The sequence below is a fragment of the Arthrobacter sp. Cr_A7 genome (genome assembly GCF_029222765.1).
In the GTDB taxonomy this organism is placed as follows: domain Bacteria; phylum Actinomycetota; class Actinomycetes; order Actinomycetales; family Micrococcaceae; genus Arthrobacter.
The window spans coordinates 1-5,311 of sequence record NZ_JARHXQ010000114.1 but is presented as its reverse complement, the minus strand read 5'-3'; the positions used below and the strand labels follow the sequence as shown (position 1 = coordinate 5,311).

7 protein-coding genes are annotated in these 5,311 nt (G+C 61.9%); all 7 read right to left on the bottom strand.

Features of this window, described 5'->3' with window-relative positions; all coding sequences use genetic code 11:
- Positions 1-9 precede the first annotated feature (9 nt).
- Positions 10-1,647, bottom strand: coding sequence for a F0F1 ATP synthase subunit alpha (atpA, locus tag P2Q66_RS07005; protein ID WP_079597674.1), 1,638 nt, complete (start codon positions 1,645-1,647; stop codon positions 10-12).
- A 78-nt stretch (positions 1,648-1,725) separates the two neighbouring features.
- On the bottom strand, positions 1,726-2,553 hold the full coding sequence (locus P2Q66_RS07000; protein ID WP_079597673.1) for a F0F1 ATP synthase subunit delta: 828 nt from the start codon (positions 2,551-2,553) through the stop codon (positions 1,726-1,728).
- On the bottom strand, positions 2,553-3,104 hold the full coding sequence (locus tag P2Q66_RS06995; protein ID WP_188811879.1) for a F0F1 ATP synthase subunit B: 552 nt from the start codon (positions 3,102-3,104) through the stop codon (positions 2,553-2,555). The genes P2Q66_RS07000 and P2Q66_RS06995 overlap by 1 nt, the downstream gene beginning before the upstream one ends.
- 51 nt (positions 3,105-3,155) lie before the next feature.
- Positions 3,156-3,359 carry an ATP synthase F0 subunit C gene (gene atpE, locus P2Q66_RS06990; protein WP_009356484.1) on the bottom strand — a complete coding sequence of 68 codons (204 nt, stop codon included), beginning with the start codon at positions 3,357-3,359 and terminating at the stop codon, positions 3,156-3,158.
- Positions 3,360-3,465: 106 nt separating this feature from the next.
- A complete protein-coding gene (gene atpB / locus P2Q66_RS06985; protein ID WP_050054629.1) occupies positions 3,466-4,266 on the bottom strand; it encodes a F0F1 ATP synthase subunit A in 801 nt (266 codons plus the stop codon).
- 81 nt (positions 4,267-4,347) lie between these two features.
- Positions 4,348-4,686, bottom strand: a complete 339-nt coding sequence (locus tag P2Q66_RS06980) for an AtpZ/AtpI family protein (protein WP_079597671.1) — start codon at positions 4,684-4,686, stop codon at positions 4,348-4,350.
- Positions 4,679-5,161, bottom strand: a complete 483-nt coding sequence (locus P2Q66_RS06975) for a hypothetical protein (RefSeq protein ID WP_079597670.1) — start codon at positions 5,159-5,161, stop codon at positions 4,679-4,681. Before P2Q66_RS06975 ends, P2Q66_RS06980 begins: the two co-directional genes overlap by 8 nt.
- Positions 5,162-5,311: the final 150 nt, after the last annotated feature.

Sequence of the window (5,311 nt, the reverse complement as noted above, 5' to 3'; positions counted from 1 at the left end):
TCAGTGGAATTAGCGCTTCTGCTTGACGATTTTTTCCTGGTCAACGTCGCCCTCGGAGATGGCGTCGTGTTCCTCGTGGCCAGCGCCTACCAGGTGGTTGTCGCCTTCGCCGAAGAAGCCCTTCTTGAAGTCGATGATTGCCGACTTCAGAGCTGCTGCGGTGTCGTCATCCAGCACGTTGGTCTGCGCCAGCGTGGTGAGGATCGAGGACTTGCGGCTCAGGTGGTCCAGGAACTCGCCCTCGAAGCGGCTGATGTCCTCAACCGGAACGTCGTCCAGGTAACCGTTGGTGCCGGCCCAGATGGAAACAACCTGGTTCTCAACCGGGAACGGTGAGTACTGGCCCTGCTTGAGCAGTTCCATCAGGCGGGCGCCACGGGTCAGCTGCTGGCGGGATGCGGCGTCCAGGTCCGAGGCGAACATGGCGAATGCCTGCATGTCGCGGTACTGGGCCAGGTCCAGCTTCAACGTACCGGAGACCTTCTTCATGGACTTCACCTGTGCGGCACCGCCCACGCGGGACACCGAGACACCCACGTCAACAGCGGGACGCTGGTTGGCGTTGAAGAGGTCGGACTGGAGGAAGATCTGGCCGTCGGTGATGGAGATGACGTTGGTCGGGATGTAGGCGGAAACGTCGTTCGCCTTGGTCTCGATCAGCGGCAGGCCCGTCATGGAACCGGCACCCAGTTCGTCGGACAGCTTTGCACAACGCTCCAGGAGGCGGGAGTGCAAGTAGAAGACGTCGCCCGGGTAGGCTTCGCGTCCCGGCGGGCGGCGCAGCAGCAGCGACACTGCACGGTAAGCCTCGGCCTGCTTGGACAGGTCATCGAACACGATGAGGACGTGCTTGCCGCCGTACATCCAGTGCTGGCCGATGGCCGAACCGGCGTACGGTGCCAAGTACTTGAAGCCTGCGGGGTCCGAAGCGGGAGACGCCACGATGGTGGTGTACTCCAATGCGCCGTTGTCCTCGAGGGTCTGGCGGATGGCGGCGATGGTGGACGCCTTCTGCCCGATTGCCACGTAGATGCAGCGGACCTGCTTGGTCACATCGCCGGAAGCCCAGTTGGCCTTCTGGTTGATGATGGTGTCGATCGCGATGGCGGACTTGCCGGTCTGGCGGTCACCAATGATCAGCTGGCGCTGGCCGCGGCCGATCGGGATCATGGCGTCGATTGCCTTGAGTCCGGTCTGCATCGGCTCGTGCACCGACTTGCGCTGGGTCACGCCGGGCGCCTGGAGCTCCAGGGCACGGGTGGTCTCGGCCTTGATGTCGCCGAGGTCATCGATGGGCACGCCCAGCGGGTCGACAACGCGGCCAAGGAAGGCGTCGCCCACGGGAACGGACAGAACCTGTCCGGTGCGGTGGACTTCCTGGCCTTCTTCGATGCCGGTGAAGTCACCGAGGATGATAACGCCGATTTCGCGGACGTCGAGGTTCTGGGCCAGGCCCAGGGTGCCGTCCTCGAAGCGCAGCAGCTCGTTCGCCATGACCGAGGGAAGGCCCTCAACACGGGCGATGCCGTCACTAGCGGTGGTTACGCGGCCGACCTCTACGCGTTCTGCGTTTCCGGGTTCGTAGGACGCCGCGAACTCGTTCAGCGCATTACGGACGTCGTCGGCGTTGATGGTCAATTCGGCCATCTGCAGTCCCTGCTCTCCTGTTTTGTGATCACCGTTAAGGTGACCGGGGTTTCTATCAGTTGGGTTGTGCTTGTCCGGCTAGCCGGCCAGCTGGCGCTGCAATTGGCCCAGCCTGGTGAGGACCGAAGCGTCGAGCACTTCGTCACCAATCTGGACGCGGATGCCGCCAATGAGTGCCGGGTCAACGTTGATGTTGACCTTCAGTTCCCGTCCGTACATGGCATTCAAGCCCGCCTGGAGGCGTGCAAGCTGCGTCTGCGTCAGGGGACGGGTCACGCTGACCGTTGCAATCCAGCGCTGCTGCCGCTTGGCTGCCAGTTCGGCGAACCGTTGCACGAGCCGGGTGGGCTTGATGCCGCGGGGCTGGGTGACGGCCTGTGTGATGAGGACTTTTGCTTCCTCACTGACGCCGGGCACCAGCTTCTCGGCGAGCGTAGCCTTGGCGGCTCCGCTGGCCTGTGGCTCGGACAGAGCACGTTGTACCTCGTGGCTGGAGGCAACAGCCTGGTTGAAGGAGAACAGGTCATTCTCCAGCTCTTCCAGGCCAGTGATTCCGGAGGCAGAAACGGCCGACTTGTTTTCAGCAACGGAAATGACCACCGTTGCGGCAAGAGTCTCGAGTGCATCGCCGATATCCCGCGCCGATGCCCAGCGTGAACTGGCCAGTCCGCCCGCGATCTCTGCAGCATCAGCGGAGACTTTTCCGCCAACCAGCTGCCTGACCAGCGCCGACTTCTCGTCGCCGGAGCGGGACGGGTCAGTCAGGGCGCGGCGCAAGCCAGCCGAGCTGTCCACCATTCCCAGAATTCCGAAGAGTTCCTTTGCCAGCTGCAGCGACGCCGTCGGAAGCTTTGCTTCCAACGCAGCCAGGGCTGTTGCCAGCGATTCGCTCGATACGCCTGCCATTACTTAGCTGCACCTGCGTTCTGGGTCTCCAGATCTGCCAGGAAGCGGTCCACAACCCGCGCTGCACGCTCATCGTCGTTGAGCGATTCGCCCACGATGCGTCCGGCGAGGGTGGTGGCCAGGGTGCCCACCTCTGAACGCAGGGACACAACGGCCGCCTGGCGCTCGGATTCGATCTGTGCGTGGGCCTGCGCAGTGATGCGGGCAGACTCTGCAGCTGCCTTCTCCTTGAGATCCGCAAGGATCTGGGCACCTTCGGCGCGGGCTTCCTCACGGATGCGGTTGGCTTCGGTGCGGGCGTCGGTCAGCTGCTGCTTGTACTCTTCGAGTGCAGCAGACGCCTCAGCCTGGGCCTTTTCAGCCTTTGCAATGCCGCCTTCGATGGCCTCGGCACGCTCGGCGAAGGTCTTTTCGAACATCGGGACAACGAACTTGACCACGATGAACATGAGGATGGCAAAGCCCACGAGGACAACGCCCATTTCCCAGACGTTGGGAACCAGGGGGTTGACTTCGCCCTCAGTGGCGGCTGAGATGATCAGCTGATTCATATTTCACCCGTCCTTTTCTACTCGGTTCTGAAAGTTCGCTTCGCTCTAGGACTAGAGAACGAAGGCGAAGACCAGGCCGAGGATGGCGAGGGCTTCGGTCAGTGCAAGGCCGAGGAATGCGATCGGCTGCAGCACGCGCTGTGCTTCCGGCTGGCGTGCGACGCCGTTGATGTAGGCAGCGAATACGAGGCCAACACCGATACCACCGCCGATTGCGGACAGACCGTAACCTACGAGGTTGAGATTGCCTTCCATTTTTCTTCCTTTCAAGATGCCATCCATGTGGCAGGTTGTTTGGGTTGCTCTTTCCCCGTGAGGGGAAGTCTGTGTGTGCCTGGCGGCGTCCGCCGCGGGGCGGTGCCTAGTGGCTGTCGGCGTGAAGCGCGCCTTCGATGTAGATCGCAGTCAGCAGGGTAAAGACGTAGGCCTGCAGGACCATGATCAGGGCTTCAAGCATGTACATGGCGATGGCGCCTGCGAGAACCAGGACCGACGTTCCCTTGAGCAGGATGTTCTCCTGCATCACGAGGTACTCGATGCCGGAGCCGGCGATCATCACGATGAGGTGTCCTGCGAGCATGGTGGCGAACAGACGGAGGCTGTGCGTCACGGGCCGGACCAGGAAGTTGGAGATGATCTCGATCGGAATCACGATCGGAAGGATGAACCAGGGAACACCGGACGGTACGGTGGCCAGCTTGAAGTAGCGCAGTCCGTTCTTCTTGATGCCGATGGCGATCCAGGTGACGTAGACGATGCCTGCGAGCACATAGGCGCCGCCAACGTGCGAGAACGTGGGGAGCTGGATGAGCGGGATGGCACCGTAGATGTTGTTCACCAGGATGAAGAAGAACAGGCTGAACAGCAGCGGGACGTACTTGATGAAGTCCCTGCCGCCGATGATGTCCTTGGCGATTCCGTTGCGGACGAAGCCGTAGGCGGCCTCGCCGGCGAACTGGAGCTTGCCGGGAACCAGCTGCTGCTTACGTGCGGCGAGCACGAAGAAAGCGCCGATAATGACGACAGAGAGGAGGACCAGCAGCATCTGCTTGGAGAATCCTTCTGCGGCACCCCACGGCAGGATTGCCGGCAAATGCATTTCGTTAATTCCAGGAGGAGCGAACTCTCCTGAATCTTGGGCCGGGAGCGCAAGCGCGATCAACGCGTTTCCTCTCTGCAGTGTCCATCATTGGGCGTTGGGCGGGGACCGGCAGCCTGACGGCTTGCTGTTCCCCCTGTGAAATTATTTGGCATTACTGTCGCCGTCCTTGGACGGCCCGCTGGCAGCAGGACGCTCGCCAGTATTTTTGCGAGAACTGGTGAGGCCATGCATGTGGGAAAGGTAAAAACCTCCGACGGCTCCAAGCAGAGCGCCTGCGAGCACAATCCAGCGCGTTCCCCACAGATAATCCAGTCCCCACCCTATCAAACTCCAGACGATGATCCCGCCAATGATGTAGCTGAAGACAGCCATTCCGGCGTTGTATCCGCCGTCGGAGTTGTCCCCGGATACACCTGGCGCGGAACTGCCGGATGCGCGGCTGCCGCTGGGGGCCTTACCGGGCTTCTTCGGATCACGCATCAGGAGTTTCCTTGGGTTCTGGATCGTTGTAGATCTGGAGGCGGGCTTTGCTGAAACCAAAGATTTCTGCAGCCTGCCATAAGACGACGGCGGTGACGGCCCCGGCCACGAACCAGCGGGCATGCAGCCATTGGGGTGCGCCCACGACGAACAGGACGGCGGCGAAGCCCACAACCTTGATGAAGTACGTGGCCACGAATACTCCGATGGCCCCGGACGGATTGCTCCGCCCCACGAAGTGGCCCACCAGGAGGCTGATTCCGAAGAACAGCATCACCAGCAGGCCGCCTGCGGAACTTGAAAGGGCACCCCCCGCTCCATCCAGCAGCGCCGCAGGAACTGCGCACAGCGCCAGGCCCGCAGCGGAGGCCGCGGAACTGAGTTTCAACAGATGCAGCCAGAGGGACCGCGTGGGACCGGAAGCACCAACGTGTCCGTGGCCGGACGCAGGTCCGGACTCGGCGTTGGAGGTCATGTCGATCCCAATCGTCGGCACCAAGAGGCAGTCAGCCAATTGGCAGGTGTGTGAGGGGCAGCTTGGGCTGCCCTCAAATTCTACACGAGATAGAAATGTTTCCGCACGGCATTACGCCTGCGATTCTTCGCCCCTGCGGGCAAGGTAGGG